The sequence below is a fragment of the Mesorhizobium sp. M0051 genome (assembly GCF_040323235.1).
Classification (GTDB): domain Bacteria; phylum Pseudomonadota; class Alphaproteobacteria; order Rhizobiales; family Rhizobiaceae; genus Mesorhizobium.
Genome location: NZ_JAMYUT010000001.1, coordinates 292,392 through 315,087, shown reverse-complemented (window position 1 = coordinate 315,087; position 22,696 = coordinate 292,392). Strand labels below are relative to the sequence as shown.

Here is a 22,696-nt window from a genome sequence, read left to right as displayed (position 1 = left end):
ACTCGGCCTGACCTGAATCTCAACACACCCTGGAAGCGTTCATTTTCTGCCCATCTCGAAATAGTTGGGCAGCGGGATGAGCCGGGTGAAGATCGTGCCCTGGGCGAAGACGCGCAGCTCCAGCATCGATCCCGATGACCGTTCGGCGCGCTGGTCGAACAGGAAATTGCCGAGCGAATAGACCTCCGCCACATCGCCGCCGGCAAGCGGGACGATCGCGTCGCTCGACACATGCGGGTGGCCGCCGACGATGACTGAAGCGCCGCGCAGGCGCATCTGGTCGGCAAGTATATCTTCCCGCTTCGACGGTGCGGTCTTGTATTCGCGGCCCCAGTGGACGAAGGCGACCACTGGCCGCTCTGCATCCTCGTGCAGCAGCCGGTCGAGCAGGGCAGGGATGAGAAGGTCGGTGTTCTTCGAACCATTGGTGTCGATGTCGGTCAGGCCAACCAGATCGAGATCGGCAAGCGCCAGCATCTCGCCCTGCCCGAAATGCGGAATGCCGGCTTCATCCAGGGCGCGCAGCGTCTCGGCGTAGCCTGACGGGCCGAGATCGTAGGCGTGGTTGTTGGCGAGACCGACGCCGGCGACATGCAGCTTCTTCAGCATGTCCACAGCCAGGCCCTCCGGCATCGCCAGCGTCATGTCGTCGATCGCTTCCGGAACGTTTGGCAGGATGACACCTTCGAGATTGATGATCAAAGGCCGCGATCCGGTCAGCGCCAGAACGTTGCCGACGATGCGGTCGGCTACACCGTCACGAACCAGGATCTTCTTCATGGCGCGGCCGAAATTCACGTCGCCTGCGAGATAGTAGATCCTGTCCTTTGGCCGTGTCGGATTGTTGAAGCCCGGACCGAAGGCGCCGAACAGCGCAACGACATAGCTGGTGGTCCGCTCGACATAGTTCGAGGTGTGTTCCTGCGAATTCTCATTGGCGACGACCAGAGGTTGGGCGCCGAACAGCTCGCGCTGCAGCCTCGTCTGGATATAGAGCGCGCCGACGGAATCGGCATGATCGGGCTGGCGAAGTGCTGACAAGCCGTCGAGCGACCCGGCGGCCAGCAGGTTCAGCGACTGCTGGTCGAATCGTAGCGCGTCATGCTGCGGCAGATAGTGCGAGAAGTCGGTGGATTCGACGATGAGCGTGTCCTGGTCGACGATCGGCTTCAGCGCCTCGGCCAGTCTGTCCCAGTCGCCGCGCCGTGCCTTGACCGACATCGCCACGGGAACGATTTTCGCCTCCGGGAAATAGTGACGCAGGAACGGCAGCATGGCGCGTACGCCATGCTCCTTGTCGAACAGGCACGATTCCTTGACCATGTCGCCGTTCGTCTCAAGCCGACGCACGGCGTCGGTGTCGGCTGCGACCGGGCCAAGCACGGTGTCGAAGCCGCGCAGCGTGGTGGCGTAGAGCTTGTGCGTCTTGTGGAAGTGATCCGGCGACAGGATGATGATCCGTTTGTAGCGGAAACCAGACGCCGCCCGGAACCCCAGCGCCACCAGGTCGGCAGCCAGCAGATGGTGCGGCACCGTGATGCCGGTCAGCCGCTGGTTGGACGGCTCGACATCGGCAACGTTGGCGATGGCGTCCTTGAACAGCGAGGCGTCGTCGTAGAAGACCGGAAAGTTATCGGTACCCGGCGGGCAGACGACAGGTGCGGCGAAGCCGGGGAGGGGCAGGAGAGTGATGGCGAAGATCAGCAGGATGCTGGCCGGCGCGCAGGCACCCCCCTCTGTCCTGCCGGACATCTCCCCCGCAAGGGGGGAGATTGGCAGCTTCCGCCTCGCGAGTTTTCTTGCAGCGCTGCAGATCAGCGTAAGCAGCCCTGACAGCCGATCTCCCCCCTTGCGGGGGAGATGTCCGGCAGGACAGAGGGGGGTGCGTGCGCGCAGACCTCGCCTCCTCATGGCTCGGCGAGCACAATGTTCTCCACGCCGCCGACGTAGTAGAACGGCTTCTGCTTCGAGGACGTCAGCCGCACCACCTCGCGAGAAATATAATCGGCAAGGCCGAACAGCGTGACGCCGCCGTCCGAAGTCCTGGCCTTTCCGCGCAAGCCTTCGAGAATCGAATAGGTGAAGACGCCGTGGCCGAGCTCGGGCAGTTCGGCGGCGGTGTTGTTGGCGGCGGTGGCCGAGAACACGACAATGCGCGCATCCTGCGCGTCCTTTTCCAGGCGCGGGTTGAAGGCGTTGGCGGCATGGCAGGTGTCGAGCAGCATGAAGCGCATGCCCTTGGCGCGCTCTACCGATTTCTGGATGTCCGACCAGTCGACAAGCGAGGAGCGTTTCCAGCGCTCGGCATCCTGTTTGCGGCCGTTAGTCGGGATGAAATAGTAATCCTCATCGATGTTGATGCCGTGGCCGGCGACGAAGATGATGGTGGTGTCGTGCTCGCGGGGCCTATCGAGGAAGTCGGCGAGCTGGTCGTCGATCGTGTCGGAGTCGGGCTCCATGATGCCGTCGGCACTGGCGACTGCATAAGTCTGTCTGGCCTTGTCGGAGTTCTCGTCGAGTGCGTCGCGGTTGACCAGAACCAGCGTTTCCATGGATGAAAACAGCGGCGCTGATTTCTGGGAGATCACCTTGAGAAACTCGGTGGCATCATCGACGGGGTAGCGCAGGTCGCAGGCATGGCCCGAACAGGCGTCGGTCAGGAACGGATATTTGTCGACCCCAATGACCGCTACATAGAGCTTGCCTTTGGCCTCGGTCTTCTCGGTCTTCCTCGCCAGTGCCGTCACGCTGCGTTCGGTCAGATAGCCATATTCGTTGGTGCCGGTGATGCGGATGGTGTTCTTGCCGTTCTCGACCGGTATCTCGACAGTGGTGCTGTTGCCGTCCACCGAGCGCGCGGTGACATCGCCGACATTGCGACTGTTCGACAGGATCGAGAAGCCGGCGACATCGGTTCCAGCTTCCTTGGCGCCTGATATCTCGACGGCGACGTAGCCGTCGCGGACCTTGCTCTGGTCTTCCGCCAGACGGATGCCGAACTCCGGCGGCTTGCGCTGCAAAAGCTTCTGCAACTCGTTGTCGACGCCGGGCCGCATCTCCTCGACCGCCTGTTTGGCGCTGCGCAGGATAATTGCCCGGCGCACCATCTCGGGGCTCCAAAGATATTTCTTCAACTGGCCGGCGCGGATGAAGCGGCCTTCATGATCGCGGCCCTGGTTGACCTGCCAGCCGATCAGCTTGTCGCCCTCGTCGGAGGAATAATAGTAGCCCTGCGGCATCCAGACGATCCATTGCGAACCGGCGAAGAACATCGAGACGATCAGTTCGTGCGTCTTCAGGTTCCAAAGCCTCAGCGTCTGGTCGGCGCTGCCGGTCACCAGCAGGCCGGCCTTCTCCGAGGCGACCATGGCGTTGATCTCGGCCGTATGGCCGGTGTACTCGCCCGACGCTTTCGCGGTCGCGGTTCTGTACTCGATCAGCGTGCCGTCATTGCCGCCGGTGATCAGGCCAAGACCTTTGCCGATCAGCGTGTAGGCGGAATGGACAAAGCCGTTGGTGGCGTCGTTTTCGATGCTGCGCACCAGCTTGCCGCCATTGGCAATCTCCAACACGGCGTTTTCCAGTGCGTCCTTGCCGCCCGTCGCGGCGCGCAGCGACCACTGGCCGTCGACAAGGGCGGCGCGGTCGAACGAGCTTGGCTCCGTCAGCGGCTGCGGATCCTCGAAGAAGCGTTCGGTGGTCGGCAGCACCAATTTGTTGTCCAGCGCGCCCTGCTGTTCGGGACAGGCCACGCGCTCGGGGCAAGGGTTGGCGTTGCCCCAGGCGACGACGTCGTTCGCCGCGTCGATGCCGACGGCGGTTACAGGTTCGCCCACTCCCTGCAGCAGTGCCTTGCGTTCGCCGTTCGCGGGATCCCAGACCTGGATGGCGTGGCGCGTGCCGCCGGCGGTTGCGACCAGCGAACCATCGGCGTTGGCGCCGCTGGCATAGACCGTGCCGTCATGGCCGGTATAGTCGAGCACCTTTTCGCCGGTGTCGGTGTTCCAGACGATGGAGCGGTGTGTGTCGGCGCAGCGGTAGCCGCAGGAGGCGATCAGCCGCGCATCCTTGGCGAAGGTCAGCGAACCGATGAAGAAATCCTGCGTCGGCATGGCGCGTGCCAGCGTGCCATCGGTCGCCCGCCAGAGCTGGACCTGCCCGTCCTTGCTGCCGGTGGCGAACAAGGCCCCGTCGGGCGAAACGGCCAGCGCCATCACGCTGATGTCCCGCAGCGGCTCGGCTACGTCGGGCAATGCGATCTCCTCGCCGTTCACGACGTCCCACAGCCGGATACCATTGTCGGTGGTCGTCGCGGCCAGTCGGGTTCCACCGGCGGCGAAGGCAAGCTTGTCGATGTGCCAGGAATCGGCGTCGAGCTTCTTGTCCAGTGACCAGCCGGTCACGGATTTGTCGTCAAAGCGCCAGAGATAGACGACGCCGTCGGCGCCACCGGCAGCCAGCGTCTTGCCATCGGGAGAGAAGGCGAGATCGTAGGTCGCGTAATCGGCGGCCTTGAGTACGGCCTTGATCTTGCCGGTGGCAAAGTCGAACAGCCTGATGTCGCCATAGGGCGGCTTGTCGCCAAGGCTGGCGCCAAAATAGCCGCCTGCGGCGATCGTCTTGCCGTCGGGCGAGACCGCGATCGCGAAGATCTTGCCGTCGCTGCCATTGCCGAGATAGCCGCGGATGGTGCGCAGCGTCACGCCACTCCGCCAGTCCCAGATGCGGATGGTTTTGTCATTGGATGCCGAGACGATGTCTTCGCCATCGGGTGTGAAGGTGAGATCGGTGACCTGCGCACTATGGCCGCCAGTGTCGAGGTCGAGGTGGAAATCCGGTGCGTCCTCGGCACGGGCAACCGAAGTCCCGATCAATGCTCCGCCCAGAGCCAGCCAGCGGCAGGCGCGCATCAGGCGGAGGTCAATTTTTCCCATCGCTATTTGACTTCGTCCGCAGGCGGCGCATTGCGCACATAGGTCTCGATTGCCGAGGCAAAAGCGGGTGAACCCGCCTTGCGCTGCTTGTCGACATAGCCGGCAAAATAGCTCCAGAACGAGACGGCATAGTCGCGGAAGTACGCATCGGTCACCTTGCGCGAACACAGGTCGCCGTCGACGCAGAAGGATAGGCGGTTGAGGAAATAGACGATGCGGTCGAAATTCTCGCTGAAATCGGCGAGCGGCATGTCGCCGCCGGCGGCGGTCATGGCTTCGATGCCGATCCGCTGCCGGAACACCTGCTCCTCGGTAGGCGAGGGGTTGGCGCTGAGCAAATTGTCATATTTGGCATTGAGAGCCGTTAGACGATCTTTCAGCGCGCGCTGCGCCTGCTGGTAGTCCTTGTTTTCCCAAAGTTCGACCAGCGACATGGTCTGCTCGACGCGCTTCTGCTCTTGGTTGGCCAGGAACTGATAGACCGAGAACATCAAGGTGAAGATGATGGCGATACGCACCGCCATGCCCGACCAGGCATAGGCCAGCATGCGCCAGTCGCGGTCGGTGAAGGGATTGCTCTCCTTCTTGATCTCATGGCTGCTCGGCCACGGGAAACCTTCCGTGGTTTCCGGCAGTGGCGATTTCGCGGCAAGCGCCTTTGCGGGCGCTGCTGTTTGCCTGGTGTTGCCCGCCGGTTTCTTCATCCGCAGCTGTCCAGTTCGATGGTGGCGGAGGGATCCAGCACGATGCCCGGCGCCTCCAGCTTCTTTTTCAGGCATTCCAGCTGCAGGCGCGAAATCATGAACTGCACGTCGGGCTCCATCGCTCCCCTGTTCGGTGACGGCAAGGCTTCGACGACGCCGCGCGAGGCACAGTTGCTGAGATCGACGACAATGGCACCGCTGGCACTTTTGGCGATCTGGTCATATTGATCGAGAAAACACGTCGCCAGCTCCGAATTGGTGACGATCTGCTTGACGCACAGGCCGCATGCCTCGTCCGCAGAGGCATTGGCGATCAGCAACAGGCCGCCGGCAAGGCCGGTCACTGTTCCACACCAGGAAAACATAGAATTCCTCACAATCGGTCCTGTCCGTTTCATCCGGCCGTCATGCACCAAGGCTGGGGGCGGGAATGTTCTCATATCGCGTCGATGGCGCAAGGGCTGGCCGTCGCCTCCGCCATCGGCTCAACCGCGCGGCACCGTCTCCATCGGGAAGATCATCACAGCGCCTTTCGGCCCGCCCTTGTCGGCAAGCCGCATCACCGAGCGAGTTGCAGGCGCCATGCCGAGATCGGTCAGCATGTCGGAGAAGCTGGCGGAGCCCATTCCGCGTGTCGCAGAGGCGACGCCGTCCTGTGCCAGGAAACTCAGGTCCTGCTCCTCGCTCTCCGGCGGTGCCTCGGTCAGAACCGCAATCATCCGTTCCATGCCGAAGCTGGTGTCGGTGAAGGCGAGCAGTCCCTCCTCTAGCGTGGCCTGAGGGGCGAGGCGCTCGGCAACGATGTGGGTGATCGAATAATCGCTGCCGACATAGAGCACGTTGATATCGACCAGAAGGTCCGAGCTGTTCTTGGCCAGCACATGCACTTCGTCGCCCGGCGAGACGCGCGGCACCACTGAAGCCTGGAGCGGTTCCAGACCATCCTTGTCACGGCGTTTGACCTGGAACTGGACGTCGACGTCCTCGGGCTTGTAATCGGAGGCCGCCGCCAGCCGTGAAAGCCCGGTGGCACGGAAGATGGTGCGCAGGTTCCTGGTCGTTGCATCGACCAGCTTCTGCCGGTCGTCCATGTGGATGATGATCAGCGGCGGCTTGCTGTCCTCCTTCAGAGTCACATCGCCCGACGCCGGCAGGAACCACAGCGCCGGCTTGTCAGTCGCATTCTTGTCGGCGCCGGTAAGAGCATTCTCGCGTAGCACCGCAAGGCGGAGCTCGGCGCCTTTGCCGGGCTCTACCACCTCGATGTTGAAACCCGTCTCCTTGGCTGTGGCCAGTTCGTCGAGAACCGAATTGACAAGCGCGGTCTCCGTCTCAAGTCCCTTGGCCACGGCAGGCCGCGCGACGACGAGCTTGTAGTCGACGGCGATCTCCGCCACCCGCGCATAGGCGTTGGCCGGAATGTCGGCGACCTTGAGCGCCGGCTTCTTGTCGAACTCGACCGGCTTGACGCGGCTTTCCAGGTTCTTTGCCGACCGAACTTCCAAAAATCCGATCGCGTCGGAAAGCGGGGACAGCGCCGAAGGCAGGATGGCGAGCTTGCTGCCGGGGGTGAGTCGGTGCAGCAGCCCGGCGCCGATCGTCGCCTCGCCATCCTTGATGACGACAGGCCACTGCATGACCGCGTCGGTCCTGTCGGTGCCGAACACACGGGCATCCAGTTCGCCTTCGAACAGCGGCGTTGGCCGGGTGCGGCTGTCGGCCGAATATTGCTGCAGCACGCCCTGGCCGAGTTGGCGGTAGGTGACGTTGGGATTCTCGGCCAGTTTCGACAGGATGGTGAAGGTGAACAGGCCAAAGCGCGGGGCGTCCGTTGCGCCTTTGGGCAGCGGCATTTCCGGGGTCGTCTCCACCGTCTGCGCGGCGTAGAAGGCGACCAGCTTGCCCTTGGCGATTGGTTCGCCGCCGGTTGGGGTCAGGTTGAAGGCAGGCCTGCGCGTGCCTTTGTCGTCGATGCCACGCGAGCCAGCGGCCGATGTCACCTCGTCGTAGGCCTTGATCGCAGCCGCCCGTTCAGCCTTATTGCCGCCGACCAGGTCGGCAAACTCGACCTTGCGTTCCAGCTCGTCGTCGACCTCGACGGCCCGTGTCGCGGTGCCGGAGTGGCAGCAGTCGAACACGACCCAGACGAAGGCGCCCTTGTTTCGAATGGCGTCGAGTGCCGCGCCGATCTCGTTGTCGACCAGCGCATTCGGCACGCCGGCATCGCGGTTGATCCATTTGTCGATGTCGACGGGCAGGAAGATCTCGTCGAGCCCGTCGGTCTCGTCGCCCTTGACCATCTGCGGCTGCTGGGCGCCGTGACCGGACAGGTGCAGATAGACGAAATCGTCGCGCTGAACCTTGGCGGCAAGGTCGGCCAGAGCGGCCTTGATCGCCGCATGGGTCGGCAGGCCACTGGCGCCGGGGACATCCTTGGCGAGCAGCGTGACATTCTCGGGCGCGAACCGCACTGGGTCGGGCACGTTCTTCAGAAGATATTCGCGGACGAGCCCGGCATCGTTCTTCGGACCGACCAGCCAGTTCCTCTGCGGCAGAGCAGGATATTCGGTGCAGGCGACCAGCAGCGCATGGTATGTGCGCGATGCGGCCATGGTCCGGAACGACACCATGCCGGCCATCGTCAGCGCGGACGTGCCGACCAGCAGCGTCCGCCGCGTCAATTTGATCATGATTGCTTCCCCAAGCCCGATCGAATTCCCAAGTGACGCTATCCTTGCCGAGGATTTTGTCAGTATTTTGAATGTTGCATCGGAGAGCAACCCGCCTGTTATCCTGCTCCGATCGACAAGGCGCGGTTCTCGGCAGCCTTCCGGCGCAGAGATGCTGGAAACAGTAGCAAAAATGCCTGTTCGTCGCTATCTGGGTGGGACAGGGGTCGTTTGCGCGCGGAAATGATGCGCGAGCGACGCAAGACGCGAGTTGGATCAAGGACCATGGCGGCAAGGGATGTGCTGACGAAGAACCAGCTGTGCGTGCTTGAGAAGCTTGAGGCTGCCAGTGGCCCGCTCAGTGCCTACACCTTGCTCGACCAGTTGCGCGAGCGCGGTTTCCGCGCGCCGCTGCAGGTCTATCGGGCCCTCGACACACTGGTGAAGTCCGGTTTTGTGCATCGGCTCGAAAGCATCAACTCCTTCGTCGCTTGCGTCGAGCCGCATGATCACAGCCACTCGATGACCGCCTTCGCAATCTGCGACACATGCGGGCAAGTGACCGAAATGTCCGACCACGATGTCGGTCACCAACTGGACGAATGGGTGCGCTCCACCGGCTTCGCCGCCAAGAAGGCGGTGATCGAATTCCGCGGGACGTGTGCCAAGTGCCTGGCCGAAGCTGCTTGAAGGCTGGTCAGCCGTGAAGCATTTCAAGAATCTAATGCGCCTCGTCCCAGTTGTTCGCCGCCCGCGCGTCGACATGCAGCGGCACCGACATCGACACCGCCGGCATCGCCGCATTCTCCATGACGTGACGGACAACCGGGATCGTTGCCTCGACTTCGGCTTCGACCGTCTCGAAGATCAGTTCGTCATGCACCTGCAACAGCATGCGAGCCGAAAGGCCTGCTTTTACCAGCGCCTCCTCCATGCGGATCATGGCACGGCGGATGATGTCGGCGGCGGTTCCTTGCAGGCGGGCGTTGATCGAGGCGCGCTCGTTGAAGGCGCGGAGGGAGGGATTGGACGATCTTATGTCCGGGTAATGGATGCGGCGCCCGAAGATCGTTTCGACAAAGCCGTGCTCGCGGGCATAGGCCTTGGTCTCTTCGATATAGTCGCGAATGCCCGGGAAGCGCTCAAAATATTTCTTGATGTAGTTGCCGGCTTCCTCGCGCGGGATCGACAGCTGGTTGGCGAGGCCGAAGGCCGAAATGCCGTAGATGATGCCGAAATTGATCGCCTTGGCGCGGCGGCGGACTTCCGAAGGCATGCCTTCGACCGGCACGTTGAACATTTCCGACGCGGTGATGGCGTGGATATCGGCGCCGTTGGCGAAGGCCTGCCGCAGTTGCGGTATTTCGGCGACATGGGCGAGGACCCGCAGCTCGATCTGGCTGTAGTCGGCCGAGACCAGCCGATGGCTCTTGTCGGTGATGAAGGCGGTCCTGATCTTTCGGCCTTCGGCTGTGCGCACCGGGATGTTCTGCAGGTTCGGATCGGAAGATGACAGGCGTCCCGTCGTCGTCGCGGCCAACGCGTAGGAGGTGTGGACGCGTTTGGTGTCGGGGTGGATGAAGCCTGGCAGCGCATCGGTATATGTCGATTTCAGCTTGGTCAGCTGGCGCCAGTCGACGATCTTGCGTGGCAGTTCATGGCCTTCGGCAGCGAGGTCTTCGAGAAGCTGCGCCGAGGTCGACCACTGGCCGGTCTTGGTCTTGGAGCCGCCGGGCAGGCCCATGCGGCCGAACAGGATGTCGCCGAGCTGTTTTGGCGAACCGATGTTGATGCGCTCGCCGATGAGCTGGTAGATTTCCTCTTCGAGGCGAGCGGCGCCCTGCGCCAGTTCGCCCGACAGTCGCGACAGGATCTGACGGTCGACCGAGATGCCGCGCTGCTCCATGCGTGCCAGCACCGGCACCAGCGGCCGTTCCAGCCGCTCGTAGACCGATACAAGCCCCTTGGCGGCAAGCCGCGGCTTCAGCACCAGCCAGAGCCGCAGTGTCACATCGGCGTCTTCTGCGGCGTGAGCGGTCGCCTTGCCGATGTCGACCTGATCGAAACCGACGGAGCCCTTGCCCGAACCGGTCACGTCCTTGAGCTGGAGCGGAGTGTGACCGAGCCATTTCTCGGCAAGCGAGTCCATGCCGTGACCATGCGGGGTGCCGGCGTCGAGCACGTAGGAGATCAGCATGGTGTCGTCGAAAGGCGCGACATCGATGCCATAACGGCTCATGACGACGAGGTCGTATTTCAGGTTCTGCGCGATCTTGAGAACCGACTTGTCCTCGAGCAGCGGTTTCAGCACGGCCAGTGCCTCGCGTACGGAGATCTGGTTTTCGATCATCCCGCCGCCGAGCAGGTCACCGTTGCCGCTCTTGTGGGCAAAGGGAATGTATGCTGCGCGGCCGGGCGCCGTGGCGATGGACATGCCGATCAACTCGGCCTGCATCGGATCGGCCGACGTCGCCCTGACGTCGAAAGCGACACGGCCGGTCTCCATTGCCTCCGCGATCCAGGCTTTCAGGGCCGGGACATCGCGGATGCAGTGATACGTTGACGTATCGATCTTGCGGGTGGCCGCGCTCTCCAGCCGCAATGCGGCGAGCAGAGAAGGGGTGTCGCCTTGCTTTGACGTTTCTGTCGTTGCCGCTCCACTGGCCTGGCCAGGCTCGGCGCCGGACTCGGCTCGGGCAACAGCTGGCACTCCGGCCCCGACATCCGGGCCATGGGCATGATCGGCGCGCTCAACTGTCACCGCGACGGCCTGGACATCACCTGCCTCGGTGCCGGTCGCTTCCGCCACGCGGCGGGTGAGCGAGGTGAATTCCATGGTCTTGAGGAAGCCGATCAGTTTTGGGCCGTCCGGCGGGTGCAGCACGAATTCGTCCAGCCCCGCGGCCACCGGCACGTCGTTCATCAACGTCACCAACTGACGCGAAACACGTGCCTTGTCGGCGTTGGCGATGATCGATTCGCGCCTCTTGTCCTGCTTGATCTCGCCCGCGCGGGCAAGCAGCGTGTCGAGGTCGCCGAACTGCTCCAGCAGCTGTGCTGCCGTCTTCGGCCCGATGCCGGGCACACCAGGTACATTGTCGACCGAATCGCCAGTCAGCGCCTGCAGGTCGACCATTTTCTCCGGCGGTACGCCCCATTTCTCGATGACCTCGGGAATGCCGATCTGCCGGTCCTTCATCGGGTCGTACATACCGACCGTGTCGCCGACCAGCTGCATCAGGTCTTTGTCGGAGGAGATGATGGTGGTGTCGCCGCCGGCCTCGCAGGCGAGCCTGGCATAGGTGGCGATCAGATCGTCGGCCTCATAGCCTTTGGTTTCTATGCAAGGCAGGTTGAACGCTCTGGTTGCCTGGCGGATCAGGCCGAATTGCGGGATCAGGTCTTCCGGTGGCGCCGAACGGTTGGCCTTATATTCGGGGTAGAGGTCATTGCGAAAGGTTTTCGACGAATAGTCAAAAATGACGGCGAAATGCGTCGGCACAATGCCTACATCGGTGTTACGGGCGTCGAGGACCAGCTTCCACAGCATGTTGCAGAAGCCGGAAACGGCGCCGACCGGCAGGCCGTCGGATTTGCGGGTCAGCGGCGGTAGCGCGTGATAGGCACGGAAGATGTAGCCGGAGCCGTCGACAAGGAAGAGATGATCGCCTTTTTTCATGTCGGCAGGGATAGCGCGGCGCGGCGGCTTGGTCCATGCCAAAGGCGGCTTCAGATACCGGTTCCGGCAACACCCTGACAGACCCGCTCCGGCCCAATCACGGCCATGTTACAAAACTGTAATCTTCGTGCCCTTGAATCGCCATGTTCAAAGACACAGATACAGAGCATCGGCAATTTTCGCCGAGTCCGGAGCAAGGCCCGTCCCCCGCCTATCCCGGACAACTGCGGCAGCCTATCCCCCCTCTCCGGGCTGCCGCAACGTTTCGAGTAGAAGGCCGCCGTGGCTCCCCCTCCACCACGGCGGTCTTTTTTTACCTCGGACAGACATTTGCAGCCCGTGGTCCAATGATCGCGGGCTTTTCGTTTTCCTGTCCTGCCTTTACGGTTCCGGTTCTGAATCGAAAGGCTTCACACATGTCCGCAGTTTCCCCCGTCCTCGACCGTCTCGACATGAATCTCGACCAGAGTCTCGAACGCCTGTTCGGCCTGCTCAGGATCAAGTCGATCTCCACCGATCCGGCCTATGCCGCCGACTGCCGCAAGGCGGCGGAATGGCTGGTGGCGGAGCTCAAGCTGATCGGCTTCGATGCCAGCGTGCGCGACACGCCCGGACACCCGATGGTGGTCGCCCATCACGATGGCCCGGCCGGTTCGCCGCATGTGCTGTTTTACGGCCATTATGACGTGCAGCCGGTCGATCCGATCGAATTGTGGGAAAGCGATCCGTTCGCCCCCGCGGTCAAGGAGGTCGGCCCGGATCACAAGGTGATCACCGGACGCGGCTCGGCCGACGACAAGGGCCAGCTGATGACCTTTGTCGAGGCCTGCCGCGCCTGGAAGCAAGTGCACGGCAATTTGCCTTGCCGCATCACCATCCTGTTCGAGGGCGAGGAGGAATCCGGCTCGCCGTCGCTGAAGCCGTTCCTCGAAGCCAATGCCGACGAGCTCAAGGCCGATTTCGCGCTGGTTTGCGATACCGGCATGTGGGACCGCGACACGCCGTCGATCTGCGTCGGATTGCGCGGGCTGGTCGGCGAGGAGATCACGGTGAAGGCCGCCGACCGCGACCTTCATTCCGGCCTCTATGGCGGCGCTGCCGCCAATCCTATCCGCATCCTGGCCAGGATACTGGCAGATATCCACGACAAGGACGGCCATATCACCATTCCCGGTTTCTATGACGGCGTCGAGGAAACGCCGTCGCAGATCCTGAAATCATGGGAGACGCTTGGCGAGACGGCCGAGACGTTCCTCGGGCCTGTCGGCCTGTCGATCCCGTCGGGCGAAAAGGGTCGCTCGGTGCTGGAATTGACCTGGGCGCGTCCGACGGCCGAGTTCAACGGCATTATCGGCGGCTACACTGGCAAGGGCTTTAAGACGGTGATCGCGGCGGAAGCCTCGGCGAAGGTATCGTTTCGCCTCGTCCATAAACAGGACCCGAAGAAAATCCGCGACGCGTTCCAGAAATTCGTCAAGGAGCGCATTCCGGCCGACTGCTCGGTCGAATTCCACCCGCATGGCGGCTCGCCGGCAATTCAGCTTTCCTATGACTCCCCATTCCTGGCCAAGGCCAAGAATGCGCTGTCCGACGAATGGCCGAAGCCGGCGGTGACGACGGGCAGCGGCGGCTCGATCCCGGTGGTCGGCGATTTTCAAACCTATCTCGGCATGGAATCGCTGCTGGTCGGGTTCGGCCTCGACGACGACCGCATTCATTCGCCCAACGAGAAATACGAGCTCAACTCCTTCCATAAGGGCCAGCGCTCCTGGGCGCGGATTCTCGATGCGCTGACGCGCTGAGTGGCGAGAAAATCACGCTGACGGCATGAAAATCAACTTTCTGTTGATTTTTCAGCGGATTGCGGCGAGGACGAGCCAACATCATAGCTCTCGGCGTCCTATGCCGTTAAAGGACGCCTGAGACTGTAGGTTCGACCGGAGAACACAATGGCCGACATCCGTTTCCACAAGAATGACCTGTCCGATCTATCGCACTACAATGTCGGCGCGGTGGCTATCGATACCGAGACGCTCGGGCTCAACCCGCATCGTGATCGGTTGTGCGTGGTGCAAATTTCGCCCGGCGACGGCTCGGCCGACGTCATCCAGATCGCGCCCGGCCAGAAGAAGGCGCCGAACCTCGTCAGCCTGCTGAGGAGCCGCGGCATAACCAAGCTCTTCCACTACGGCCGTTTCGACATCGCGGTGCTCTACAACGCGTTCGGCGTGATGCCCGAGCCGGTTTTCTGCACCAAGATCGCCTCGCGGCTATCCCGCACCTACACCGACAGGCACGGGCTGAAGGATATCTGTTTCGAACTTCTCGGCGTCGGCCTGTCAAAGGCGCAGCAATCATCGGACTGGGCGGCCGAAACGCTGTCGCCCGAACAGCTCGAATATGCGGCATCCGATGTGCTCTATCTGCACCGCTTGCGCGATGTGCTGGCCGGGCGGCTGGCGCGAGATGGACGGACAAAGGAGGCCGATGCCTGCTTTCGCTTCCTGCCGACGCGCGCCAAACTCGATCTGATGGGCTGGGACGAAGAGGATATCTTCGCCCATAGCTGACGGTAGTCGCGGACATCTGTCGATGGCCGGGTTTGGAACCGGAAGCAAGGCTGCCGCGTTTGTCGGCTCATCGTCGCCGGTTCAAAGGGGATGACATTGACGGACAGAAAGCCGATAGCGACCGCGCCGACCGACGGCTCCAAGATCTCAATCACGTGGAAGGACAGCGACGGCGTCATCAACGAATCCATCGCGCAATACCGCGATGACGGCTGGTGGGTCTACACAGACAGTCATACGCAAAAGAAGGTCGAGCCGACCAGCTGGCGGCCTGCCGCGAGCGAAGACGACGATTAGAGCAGTTCACCGTTTCATGGAAACCGGCGAGCTGCTTGAACTCTTTGTTTGATGCAATCCCCTAGGGAAAGCGCCGCGCGCTTTCCCGGGAAAACCGCTTGGCGTCTTTTATCGTGAGCAGACCAAACCGAAAGGGGTCGAGCTCAAGATCGACAACAAAGGTATTTCGATCCAGCAGAATTGACGGCATTAGGCCGGCGCCGACCTTCGCCTGCTGCCGCACGCAGCCGGCGCTGATGCGCGATTCAAGACGATCCGCGAGCAATTGAATCCATATTGCCTCGATTTTTCACGACTTAACCCGCCCTTAAATCGCCGCATCTACTCTTCAACCCGAATGCCATAGGCATCGGGGATATCAAGCACAGCTCATGGCGAACCGCAGAGACAGCCGCATCGAACCCAGTTTCGAGGGGCCGCCACAGGCGCGATCCTCGGCGGGTCTTTCGGTGAATGAGGAGGATCGCGTCGTGCCGAGCAATCGCAAAGCCTCCGCAAAGCGCAAGCCGGCCAAAGGAAAATCGTCGCGGGCAAAGCGCGGCGGAAGCCGGCGCGGCCTGTTCGGGGTGCTCGGCCGGCTGTTCTACTGGTGCTTCGTGCTTGCCATCTGGGGCGGCATCGCGGTGGCCGGCACCGTCGTCTACTACGGCGCCAAGATGCCGGCGGCGACGACATGGTCGATCCCCGACCGCGCGCCCAATATCAAGATCGTCTCGGCGGATGGGCAACTGCTCGCCAATCGCGGCATGAGCGGGGGCGAAGCCGTCGGCCTGCACGAAATGTCGCCCTATATTCCCGAGGCCGTCATCGCCATCGAGGATCGCCGCTTCTACTCGCATTTCGGCATCGACCCGATTGGCCTGTCGCGTGCGATGGTGACCAATGTTCTGGGCGGGCATTTCTCGCAAGGCGGCTCGACGCTGACCCAGCAATTGGCCAAGAACCTGTTCCTGACGCCCGACCGTACGCTGGAGCGCAAGGTGCAGGAGGTGCTGCTGGCGTTGTGGCTGGAGCACAAGCACACCAAGGACCAGATCCTCGAAATGTACCTCAACCGGGTCTATTTCGGTTCCGGCGCCTATGGCGTCGAAGCGGCCTCGCGCCGCTATTTCGGCAAGAGCGCGCGCGACGTCACCCTGTCGGAAGCCGCCCTGCTTGCCGGTCTGTTGAAAGCGCCGTCGCGGTTGTCGCCGGCACGTGACCCCAAGGCCGCCGAAGAACGCTCGCAACTGGTGCTTGCCGCCATGCGCGACGAGGGCAAGATCAGCGCCAAGGAACTGACCTCTGCGATGAGCGCGCCGGCAACGCGCGCGCCGTCCTACTGGACCGGGTCGGAGAATTACGTCGCCGACACCATCATGGAAGAACTTCCCGACCTGATCGGCGACGTGCGCGGCGATATCGTCATCGACAGCACCGTCGACCTGAACCTGCAGAAGCTCGCCGAACAATCTATCCGCAGGCTGATCGACGAAGGCGGCAAGAAGCTCAACGTAAGCCAGGGTGCCCTGGTGTCGATCGACGATTCCGGCGCTGTGCGCGCCATGGTCGGCGGCTACGACTATTCGACCAGCCAGTTCGATCGCGCATCCGAGGCGCGCCGCCAGCCGGGATCGGCGTTCAAGCCGTTCGTCTATATGGCCGCCCTTGAAGCCGGCCGAACACCCGACAGCGTGCGCAACGACGCACCGATCAGGATCGGCAACTGGACGCCCGACAATTACCACGGCAAATATTTCGGCAAGGTGACGCTGGCAACCGCATTGGCTAAATCGCTGAATTCGGTCGCCGCCCAACTGACCATGGAGGTCGGGCCGGGCGCAGTTGTCGAGGCAGCGCACCGCATGGGCATCCAGTCCGACCTGCAGTCCAACACCTCGATCGCGCTGGGCACGTCGGAGGTGACCCCTCTGGAACTGACATCGGCCTATGTCCCCTTTGCCAATGGCGGCTACAAGCCGGACATCCATTTCATCCGCCGCGTGACGACCACCGAGGGCAAGGTGCTCTACGACAGCGGTGGCGGCAGCGCGCCGCGCGTGGTCAAGCCCGAGATCGTCGGCATGATGAACTCGATGATGACGGGTACGGTCGAGATCGGTACCGCCCGGAAAGCGGCTTTCGCCTGGCCATCGGCCGGCAAGACCGGCACCAGCCAGAATTCGCGCGATGCCTGGTTCGTCGGCTACACTGCCAACCTCACCACGGGTGTGTGGTTCGGCAATGATGATGGCAGCCCGATGAAGAAAGTCACCGGCGGCGCGCTGCCGGCGCAGGCCTGGCACGAATTCATGGTAGCAGCCCACGAGGGCGTGCCGGTGCGGCCGTTGCCTGGCACCTGGAAATCGACGCCGGCCGACACCATCGTGCCCGATGAGATACCGTCGGCGAACAACACGCCGCCGGCGCCGGTTCCTTCCACGTCGGTCGGCCAGCAGGCGCCGCAGATGCGGCCAGCCGCGCCGGTCGCCCAGCAGCCAGCGCCGGTCCGCGCGGCCCGTCCCGCCCAGACCGTCGATGCCGATGGCTTGTCCATGCCGGAAGACGACGGCGCCACCGCATCGATCAAGCACCCGGTGCCACCAGGCGAAGTTGGCGGTCCGCGCAAGAAGCGGCAGACCTCGATCCTCGATCTCCTTGGCGGCTGAGCGGCAACTCGCCGCTCGCCTCCGCGACGCGGTTCGGCTACACCTCCCAAATGACTGAACTCGACTCCAGAAAGACCATCGTGCTGACCGGCGCCAGCCGCGGCATCGGCCACGCCACGGTCAAGCGTTTTTCGCGCGAAGGCTGGCGCGTCATCACCTGCTCGCGCCAGGCCTTCGCCGAGGACTGCCCGTGGCCGGCCGGGCCTGAGGACCACATCAAGGTCGACCTTGCCGATCAGGAGGATGTCGGCATCGCCGTCTCGGAAATCCGCCACCGGCTGGAAGAGCATGGCGGCCAGTTGCACGCGCTGGTCAACAATGCCGGCATTTCGCCGAAGCTCAAGGACGGCAACAGCCGGATGGACTCGATCGACACGCCGATGCATGTCTGGCGCGACGTGTTCCAGGTCAATTTCTTCGCGCCGATCATGCTGGCTCGCGGCCTGTTCAAGGAATTGGCGGCGGCCAAGGGCTCGATCGTCAATGTTACCTCGATCGCCGGAACCCGCGTGCATCCCTTCGCCGGCACCGCCTATGCGACATCGAAGGCAGCACTTGGCTCGCTAACGCGCGAGATGGCACATGATTTCGGCCCGCACGGCATCCGTGTCAACGCCATCGCGCCGGGCGAGATCGACACCGCGATCCTGTCGCCGGGCACGGACAGGATCGTCGAGACCATTCCGCTCAGACGTCTTGGCACCACTGCGGAAGTCGCCGACATCATCTTCTTCCTGTGCTCGCAGCAAGCGTCCTACGTCACGGGCTCGGAAATCCACATCAATGGCGGCCAGCACGTGTGACAAAACAGGGTGCTCATCCTGTTATGGTGAGAACGGCCTTGCCGCTGAAGCTGCGCTGTCGCAGTGCGTCCAGGGCGTGAGCAATGTCTGTCCACGGGATGGTAAGGGCCACGCGCGTTTCGAGCCGGACAGCCACGACAGAGCGAGCAGCGAGGCGATGTCCGCGCCAATGCCTGGACCTGACGTGTAGTACGCAAAGGTTTGAAGCCTCGCGCCCTCATGATCCGGAACGAACTGGCGGAACCCGACCGGCGTGAGTTCGCCGCTGCTTGAACCGTACATGACGATGGTCCCGCCAGATGCGACACGTTCGATCGCGTCCGCCAGGCTTTTGCCGCCGACCGACTCGGTGATCAGCGAAAACGGTCCCTCAGCCAACTCGATCGACTCGACGACACGCATAGCTCCCAAGCCGCGGAGATCGTCGCCATGCCGGGCGGCTGCGATCGCAGTTACCGAGGCGCCTTGCTCGCGGGCGATCTGGATCTGGAAACGACCGACCGCACCGCTTGCGCCGGTGACCAGGACCTGCTGGCCGGCCAGGTCGCCGCCATGGCGCAAAGTCCTCAGCGCCGTCGTGCCTGCGACCGGAAGCGTGGCTGCGGACACGAAGCTGACCTCATCCGGCAGGACCGCGAGGCGGTCGGTTGGGACGGCGACCCGTTCGGCCCATCCGGCCTGGTCGACCAGAGCCGCAACCCGGGCGCCTGTGGCTGGCCCAGAGCCATCGGCTGCTGCCCGTTCGACAATCCCGACGATGTCCTGACCCGGGATCCAGCCGTTCGAATGGATGGCAAGCAGGCGCAGTTCGCCACGGTTCAACGAGGTCGCATGGACCGAGACAAGCGCCTCGTTCGGGGTCGGTTGAGGCTCGGCAAGCTCCGCGATCCTCAGTCCGGTCGCGCTGTCGGAAGAGATGACGAGGGCGAGCATGGTTCATACCTCATTGCTGCGTGGTGGACGCACCACTCATTCGCAAGTGGACCCTATCGATTTTTGCCTTTGAATAATTTAGATATGAAGGCAATTGATCGCTAAAAGCCGTCAACCATGAAGCAGCCTCTCAGCTACCCTTGGCTCGATTTCGATGTGGATGACCCTTCCGCGCCAGCGATTGCCGTGCGCGTCGACGTCCCCGGGACCAGAGCGGAAGTGCCCGCACATCGGCACCGCAAAGGCCAACTCGTCTTCGCGCTCGGAGGCGGTATCACATGCCACGTCCCAAGCGGCCTGTGGATGGTGCCACCTCATTGCGGGGTGTGGATTCCCGGCGACATGGAACACAGCAATGTCGCGACGGCCAACGCTCGGACCGAACCGGTGCTGCACGTTCTCGATCTCGCCACTTTTGCGCGAACTGATCATCGAGCTGTCCGATGCTGTGCAGGACGATCGCGCGAGGGATGAGCTTTTGACCAAGACCCTGCTTACCGAATTGCCCCGCATGCCCGTCCAGCGGCTGCATCTGCCGATCTCATCCGAGCCGCGCTTGAAGCGGGTCGCCGAAGCGTTGGCGCAAGATCCTGCCGATCGCAGCACACTGGCAGAATGGGCCAATCGCGTTGCGCTCAGCGAGAGCAGTCTCGCCCGTCTCGTGGTGAAGGAGACGGGGCTGAGCTTCGGGCGCTGGCGCCAGCAACTGCACTTGATCGTCGCAATACGGGAACTGGCTTCGGGCGCCAGCGTGCAGCAGGTTTCGGGCGATCTCGGCTACGGGTCGGTCACGGCCTTCATCACCATGTTCAAGAAGGCGCTTGGGAAGCCGCCGGCAAAATATCTAAGCAGTGTCTTGCAGCATGGCGGCGCGGCTTAGGCAGTGGACGGTTCAGCCGCCTCCGGCTTGTGGCCAAGCACCTCTTCGACAATGCCCCGCGCGATCTCGCGCTCGCCCATGATCACCGTATCGGCGCCGAGCCCCTTGAGATGCTCGATCTCGGCGTCGGAATGGGCGCGGGCAATGACGTTGATGCCGGGATTGGCAGCGCGTGCCCTGAGCACGATCTGTCCGGCCTCGAAGGCATTGGGGATGGCTAGGATCAGCCGATTCGCCCCTTCGGGATTGGCGGCGGCGAACACTTCGACGTTGGCCGCATTGCCGGAGACGGTTTCTATGCCGTCGGCTTTCAGTCTGGCCAGTGTCTTGTCGGCATCCTCGACGACGAGGAAGGGCAGGGCGGCCTGTTTCAGCGCCGCACCGACGAGGCTGCCGACGCGGCCATAACCGATCAGGATGGCATGGTTGGTGAGACCTGTCCTGGCCGGCGGCCCGTTTCCTCCTTTCGTCGTGGCTGCAACCGAGGCCAATTGGCCCGGTTCCGTCGCCGGACCGACCGGCTTTGCCTCGGCCGGCGGTGCCGTCCTGGCGGCGCGCCGCCCCAGCCATGGCTTCATCCAGTCGATGGCCAGGAACATCAGCGGATTGAGGACGATCGACAGGATGGCGCCGGCGAGGATGAGGTCGCGGCCTTGTTCGGGCAATAATTTCAGCCCGACGCCGAGTTCTGCCAGGATGAAGGAGAATTCGCCGATCTGGGCAAGGCTTGCCGAGATCATCAGGGCGGTGGCCAAGGGATAGCCGAAGGCAACGACGATGATGAACGCCGCTAAAGATTTGCCGATGACGATGATGGCCAGCGTCGCCAGGATTGGCCAGCCATTGCTGGTCAGGCTGAACGGGTCGAACAGCATGCCAACCGAGACGAAGAACAGCACCGAAAAGGCATCGCGCAGCGGCAGCGATTCTTCCGCCGCGCGGTGGCTGAGCTCGGATTCGCTCATGATCATGCCGGCGAAGAAGGCTCCCAAAGCCAGCGAGACCCCGAACAGTTTTGCCGCGCCGAAGGCGACACCGAGCGCTATTGCGAGCACGGCCAGCCGGAACAATTCGCGCGATCCGGTGTGGGCGACGTAGTGCAGGATCCAGGGGATGACCCGACGGCCGACCACCAGCATGACGACGACGAAAGCAGCAACCTTGGCCAGCGTGATGCCGACGACGCCCCAGATGCCGTAGCTGTCCGGTAGCGAAAGCAAGCCGCTTGCATGGGCGTTCGCCTGCTCCTGGCCGCCGAGCACGCCGGCGAGCGCCGGCAGCAGCACCAGCGCCAGCACCATGGCCAAATCCTCGACGATCAGCCAGCCGACGGCGATGCGGCCGCGCTCCGTCTCGATCAGACGGCGTTCCTGCAAGGCGCGTAGCAGCACCACGGTCGAGGCGACCGAGAGCGCCAGGCCGAAAACCAGCCCTGCGCCCATCGACCAGCCGAGCATCCAGGCAAGGCCGGCGCCGAGCGCTGTTGCAAAGCCGATCTGGACGATCGCGCCGGGCACGGCGATGGCGCGCACCGACAACAGATCCTTCAGCGAGAAGTGCAGCCCGACGCCGAACATTAGCAAGATGACGCCGATTTCGGCCAGTTCGTTGGCAAGGCTGGCATCGGCGACGAAACCGGGCGTGTTCGGCCCGACCAGCACGCCGGCTACGAGATAACCGACCAGCGGCGGAATGCGGAAGCGGTTGGCGAGAGCGCCGAAGACGAAAGCCAGCCCCAGACCGGCGACGATGGTGGCGATAAGGGGCGTGTCATGCGGCATTGTCTATGGAGCGCCTTTCAAAAACCAGCGATATCGGATGGACACCGCCCGAAGCCGCCGCCTGTTCGCAATATGGCGGATCGGGTGTTGGCGAGGCAACCCGCAAATCCATGACATCGACGCTGCGGCCGCAAAGGCTTGACCGGCGGCTGAGGAAGCCGCCGGCCCCAATTTGAATTTCCTCGATGGTATTCCGCCTCGGTCCGGCGCAATTGCTCACAGCGATCAGGCTGCCTGCAGCAAGGCCTCGATTTCGAATAGGGCGTGGTTGGTCAGTGTCTTGGGAATTTCGGCGGTCACTTTGTCCGCGACCTCCTTGTGCAGCTTCTTGCGCATTGTCCCAAGCACCATCGGTGGTGCGACAAGCACGATCTCCTTGAACTGGCCGCTGTGCGCGAGCTTGTAGAGCCGGTCAGCAATGTCGTCGGCGAAACGCTCCTTGCCGATGCGGTGCCAGTCCGTTTCCTCGACCGCGCTGCGGTGTACGGAGGGACCATCATTGTATCGGCCCGGGCTATCACTGCCTTGCTCGCGGGTGGGCGGGTTGTTCTGTTCGATTTCCTGCACGACTTCGAGGTTCGGATATTTGCTGTCGCCGGCATTCCTCAGGAAAAGCGCTTTTTCGCCATCGGCCACCAAAACCCAGATGCCATGCTTCAGGTTGATCGTGCTCATGACAAGGCTCCTCTTTGGGTCGCCCCGGCATCTTGCGATGTGCCGCGGCCGGGTTTCGCGATCTGACGCGATGGGCCTTTGGGAACGCGTCTCTCAGGGGTAATGTTCCCGCCAGCATCCCTA

Annotated in this window: 15 protein-coding genes and 2 pseudogenes; 7 read left to right on the top strand and 10 right to left on the bottom strand. The window is 62.9% G+C overall.

What is annotated here, in order from left to right; translation table 11 throughout:
- Positions 1 to 39: 39 nt before the first annotated feature.
- From amrB to NKJ90_RS01490, 5 genes are all read right to left on the bottom strand, one after another.
- The gene (gene amrB / locus NKJ90_RS01510) at positions 40 to 1,752 is read right to left on the bottom strand and encodes an AmmeMemoRadiSam system protein B (RefSeq protein ID WP_023760783.1); all 1,713 of its coding nucleotides are present in this window, start codon (positions 1,750 to 1,752) and stop codon (positions 40 to 42) included.
- 155 nt (positions 1,753 to 1,907) lie between these two features.
- The gene (locus NKJ90_RS01505) at positions 1,908 to 4,934 is read right to left on the bottom strand and encodes a caspase family protein (protein WP_245266780.1); all 3,027 of its coding nucleotides are present in this window, start codon (positions 4,932 to 4,934) and stop codon (positions 1,908 to 1,910) included.
- A 2-nt stretch (positions 4,935 to 4,936) separates the two neighbouring features.
- On the bottom strand, positions 4,937 to 5,638 hold the full coding sequence (locus NKJ90_RS01500; protein ID WP_023760781.1) for a DUF4760 domain-containing protein: 702 nt from the start codon (positions 5,636 to 5,638) through the stop codon (positions 4,937 to 4,939).
- Positions 5,635 to 5,982, bottom strand: a complete 348-nt coding sequence (locus tag NKJ90_RS01495) for a hypothetical protein (protein WP_245266778.1) — start codon at positions 5,980 to 5,982, stop codon at positions 5,635 to 5,637. The genes NKJ90_RS01500 and NKJ90_RS01495 overlap by 4 nt, the downstream gene beginning before the upstream one ends.
- 141 nt (positions 5,983 to 6,123) lie before the next feature.
- Positions 6,124 to 8,328, bottom strand: a complete 2,205-nt coding sequence (locus NKJ90_RS01490; RefSeq protein WP_352485558.1) for a caspase family protein — start codon at positions 8,326 to 8,328, stop codon at positions 6,124 to 6,126.
- A 264-nt stretch (positions 8,329 to 8,592) separates the two neighbouring features.
- Here NKJ90_RS01490 and NKJ90_RS01485 point away from each other — a divergent pair, with 264 nt between their 5' ends.
- On the top strand, positions 8,593 to 8,997 hold the full coding sequence (locus NKJ90_RS01485) for a Fur family transcriptional regulator (RefSeq protein WP_023760778.1): 405 nt from the start codon (positions 8,593 to 8,595) through the stop codon (positions 8,995 to 8,997).
- A 31-nt stretch (positions 8,998 to 9,028) separates the two neighbouring features.
- Here the strand turns inward: NKJ90_RS01485 and polA are convergent, their stop codons facing one another.
- Entirely contained in the window at positions 9,029 to 11,986 is a 2,958-nt protein-coding gene (gene polA / locus NKJ90_RS01480) for a DNA polymerase I (protein ID WP_352485585.1), read from the bottom strand.
- Between the two features lie 416 nt (positions 11,987 to 12,402).
- Between polA and NKJ90_RS01475 the strand changes: the two genes are divergently transcribed.
- From NKJ90_RS01475 to NKJ90_RS01465, 3 genes are all read left to right on the top strand, one after another.
- Positions 12,403 to 13,788: a M20/M25/M40 family metallo-hydrolase gene (locus tag NKJ90_RS01475; protein WP_023760777.1), complete on the top strand. Its 1,386-nt coding sequence runs from the start codon at positions 12,403 to 12,405 to the stop codon at positions 13,786 to 13,788.
- A 147-nt stretch (positions 13,789 to 13,935) separates the two neighbouring features.
- The gene (locus NKJ90_RS01470) at positions 13,936 to 14,556 is read left to right on the top strand and encodes a ribonuclease D (RefSeq protein WP_031260677.1); all 621 of its coding nucleotides are present in this window, start codon (positions 13,936 to 13,938) and stop codon (positions 14,554 to 14,556) included.
- Positions 14,557 to 14,652: 96 nt separating this feature from the next.
- Positions 14,653 to 14,853: a hypothetical protein gene (locus NKJ90_RS01465; RefSeq protein ID WP_023760775.1), complete on the top strand. Its 201-nt coding sequence runs from the start codon at positions 14,653 to 14,655 to the stop codon at positions 14,851 to 14,853.
- 61 nt (positions 14,854 to 14,914) lie between these two features.
- On the opposite strand, the gene NKJ90_RS01460 is transcribed toward NKJ90_RS01465, so the two are convergent.
- Positions 14,915 to 15,118, bottom strand: coding sequence for a hypothetical protein (locus tag NKJ90_RS01460; protein WP_023760774.1), 204 nt, complete (start codon positions 15,116 to 15,118; stop codon positions 14,915 to 14,917).
- 106 nt (positions 15,119 to 15,224) lie between these two features.
- On the opposite strand from NKJ90_RS01460, the gene NKJ90_RS01455 reads away from it, so the two are divergent.
- Positions 15,225 to 17,501, top strand: a complete 2,277-nt coding sequence (locus tag NKJ90_RS01455; protein WP_023760773.1) for a transglycosylase domain-containing protein — start codon at positions 15,225 to 15,227, stop codon at positions 17,499 to 17,501.
- A gap of 50 nt (positions 17,502 to 17,551) precedes the next feature.
- Positions 17,552 to 18,304, top strand: coding sequence for an SDR family NAD(P)-dependent oxidoreductase (locus NKJ90_RS01450; protein WP_023760772.1), 753 nt, complete (start codon positions 17,552 to 17,554; stop codon positions 18,302 to 18,304).
- 13 nt (positions 18,305 to 18,317) lie between these two features.
- Here the strand turns inward: NKJ90_RS01450 and NKJ90_RS01445 are convergent.
- Positions 18,318 to 19,237: pseudogene (locus tag NKJ90_RS01445) on the bottom strand (zinc-binding dehydrogenase).
- Positions 19,238 to 19,354: 117 nt separating this feature from the next.
- Here NKJ90_RS01445 and NKJ90_RS01440 point away from each other — a divergent pair.
- A pseudogene (locus NKJ90_RS01440) lies at positions 19,355 to 20,117 on the top strand (AraC family transcriptional regulator).
- Here NKJ90_RS01440 and NKJ90_RS01435 read toward each other — a convergent pair.
- Positions 20,114 to 21,898: a cation:proton antiporter domain-containing protein gene (locus NKJ90_RS01435; protein WP_023760770.1), complete on the bottom strand. Its 1,785-nt coding sequence runs from the start codon at positions 21,896 to 21,898 to the stop codon at positions 20,114 to 20,116. The pseudogene NKJ90_RS01440 and the gene NKJ90_RS01435 sit on opposite strands and share 4 nt — an antisense overlap.
- Before the next feature lie 225 nt (positions 21,899 to 22,123).
- Positions 22,124 to 22,573: a baeRF12 domain-containing protein gene (locus tag NKJ90_RS01430; RefSeq protein ID WP_023760768.1), complete on the bottom strand. Its 450-nt coding sequence runs from the start codon at positions 22,571 to 22,573 to the stop codon at positions 22,124 to 22,126.
- Positions 22,574 to 22,696 lie beyond the last annotated feature (123 nt).

Excerpts from the sequence above, each read along its gene's own strand:
- NKJ90_RS01455 (WP_023760773.1), top strand. The coding sequence starts at position 15,225 with ATGGCGAACCGCAGAGACAGCCGCATCGAACCCAGTTTCGAGGGGCCG.
- NKJ90_RS01450 (WP_023760772.1), top strand. The coding sequence starts at position 17,552 with ATGACTGAACTCGACTCCAGAAAGACCATCGTGCTGACCGGCGCCAGC.
- polA (WP_352485585.1), bottom strand. The coding sequence starts at position 11,986 with ATGAAAAAAGGCGATCATCTCTTCCTTGTCGACGGCTCCGGCTACATC.
- NKJ90_RS01430 (WP_023760768.1), bottom strand. The coding sequence starts at position 22,573 with ATGAGCACGATCAACCTGAAGCATGGCATCTGGGTTTTGGTGGCCGAT.
- NKJ90_RS01470 (WP_031260677.1), top strand. The coding sequence starts at position 13,936 with ATGGCCGACATCCGTTTCCACAAGAATGACCTGTCCGATCTATCGCAC.
- amrB (WP_023760783.1), bottom strand. The coding sequence starts at position 1,752 with ATGTCCGGCAGGACAGAGGGGGGTGCCTGCGCGCCGGCCAGCATCCTG.
- NKJ90_RS01500 (WP_023760781.1), bottom strand. The coding sequence starts at position 5,638 with ATGAAGAAACCGGCGGGCAACACCAGGCAAACAGCAGCGCCCGCAAAG.
- NKJ90_RS01475 (WP_023760777.1), top strand. The coding sequence starts at position 12,403 with ATGTCCGCAGTTTCCCCCGTCCTCGACCGTCTCGACATGAATCTCGAC.
- NKJ90_RS01435 (WP_023760770.1), bottom strand. The coding sequence starts at position 21,898 with ATGCCGCATGACACGCCCCTTATCGCCACCATCGTCGCCGGTCTGGGG.
- NKJ90_RS01505 (WP_245266780.1), bottom strand. The coding sequence starts at position 4,934 with ATGGGAAAAATTGACCTCCGCCTGATGCGCGCCTGCCGCTGGCTGGCT.
- NKJ90_RS01490 (WP_352485558.1), bottom strand. The coding sequence starts at position 8,328 with ATGATCAAATTGACGCGGCGGACGCTGCTGGTCGGCACGTCCGCGCTG.
- NKJ90_RS01485 (WP_023760778.1), top strand. The coding sequence starts at position 8,593 with ATGGCGGCAAGGGATGTGCTGACGAAGAACCAGCTGTGCGTGCTTGAG.